General features: G+C 52.0%; 3 protein-coding genes. All 3 read left to right on the top strand.

Annotation, left to right across the window (positions count from 1 at the left end; translation table 11 throughout):
* Positions 1-210: 210 nt before the first annotated feature.
* The 3 genes from AC559A_RS19115 to AC559A_RS19125 are packed head-to-tail and all read left to right on the top strand — an operon-like array spanning position 211 to position 1,465.
* On the top strand, positions 211-537 hold the full coding sequence (locus AC559A_RS19115; RefSeq protein ID WP_498819287.1) for a transposase: 327 nt from the start codon (positions 211-213) through the stop codon (positions 535-537).
* 40 nt (positions 538-577) lie between these two features.
* Positions 578-1,207: a DMT family transporter gene (locus tag AC559A_RS19120; RefSeq protein WP_498819284.1), complete on the top strand. Its 630-nt coding sequence runs from the start codon at positions 578-580 to the stop codon at positions 1,205-1,207.
* 51 nt (positions 1,208-1,258) lie between these two features.
* Positions 1,259-1,465, top strand: coding sequence for an EamA family transporter (locus AC559A_RS19125; protein WP_498819286.1), 207 nt, complete (start codon positions 1,259-1,261; stop codon positions 1,463-1,465).
* The last annotated feature ends 36 nt before the right edge of the window (positions 1,466-1,501 follow it).

Raw genomic sequence — 1,501 nt, forward strand, 5'->3', positions numbered from 1 at the left:
ACGAGATGACATTCATCACTGTGATCTACCTGATCGGAGCACCCATCAGGGAACTACTCGTTCCATAGCATTTCCACGTCCAACGTCGAAGAACCCCCTTTTTTTGCTCCTTGCACTTGGGATTTTTGAACGAACTGCCGGATAAGGACAATTCCAACACTCAGTAAGCTGGAGTTTCTCATCAAATTTTCCCGTGACAGGCAAAATTGGATCAATTGGCTTTTTGAGGCCAGGAAGCGATACCAGCTTCAGATTCTCAACTACGCCGTCACCTCGAATCACATTCACCTCTTGGTTTTCAGCGAGGAAGACGTCACGGCCCTGCCCAGGTCAATCCTGTTGGTTGCCGGCAGAACCGCCCAGGAGTACAACCAGCGCAAAAGTCGCAAAGGTGCGTTTTGGGAAGACCGCTACCATGCCACAGCCGTGGATACGGACAAGCATCTGCTCAAGTGCATGCTGTACATCGATCTGAACATGGTCCGGGCCGGGGTTGTGGAACATCCCCGGGAATGGCATTTCACCGGATCTAAATAACTACTTGACTTCCTTCCCAAAATAAAAAGCTCGTTCCCGGGTGGAAACGAACAACTCCAAAGAGGTTATTTTTATCAAACAGAATGGTGGGCTGAGTACGTCTTTCGTGGCACTTGCAGCGTTATGCTGGGGACTATCAGGCGGGATTGCCGGCATTCTCACGGCCCAGGGCTGGGATCCGGTTGTGGTGTCGTTCTACTGGGGCGCCATCGCGTTTTTGGTCGTTATCGTATGGCTATCGATTCGTCCGCGCGGCAGTGGACTAACAAGTCGTCGACTGTGGTTCTGGTCGGCTATTGCCGGTGTGGGCGTAGCTGGCAACCTGGGATTTTATTTAGTGAGCATCGCGCAGGGCAGTGTCGCGGTTGCGGTGACCCTGATGTACTGTGCGCCCGTGTTCGTCTATCTCGTTTCCTTCACACTCAAACTCGAAAGACCGGCTCTGTTCAAGTGGGCTGCTATCGCTCTGGTAATGTTTGGCGTGGTGCTGCTCACTGGCATCTATGAGGGCGAAGCGGGTGAGGTCACACCCATCGCCGCCGGTGCCGGGTTGCTTTCTGGCCTGTTCTATGCGGTATTCATCTTTGGATTTAAGTATGCGGCACCCCACGGCAGCCCACAAGCAATTCTTGTGATAGCCCTAGCTGTTCTTACAATCATACTTATGTGACTGAGCGATGCCGATCAAGCCCTGGCAGTACTGAAAGCGCCGAGTTGGCCATTGTTCGTGGTCTTAGGGGTACTCGGCACCGGCTTGTCGTTTATTCTCTATATCGTCGGCTTGAAACATACTACACCGACGGTAGCGTCTATTGTGGCAATGGTCGAGCCGGCCACCGCTTCGCTATTCGGTGTGGTGATTTTAAATGAGGCTCGTCAGCAAAATTTGTGGGTGAACACTGGTTCGGGCAGATCTCCAAGTGTATGATATAAGGCAATTTTTTGCACTTCGATGCTCCGAAAA

It is taken from the genome of Desulfonatronum zhilinae (assembly GCF_900182865.1).
Classification (GTDB): Bacteria; Desulfobacterota; Desulfovibrionia; order Desulfovibrionales; family Desulfonatronaceae; genus Desulfonatronum; species Desulfonatronum lacustre.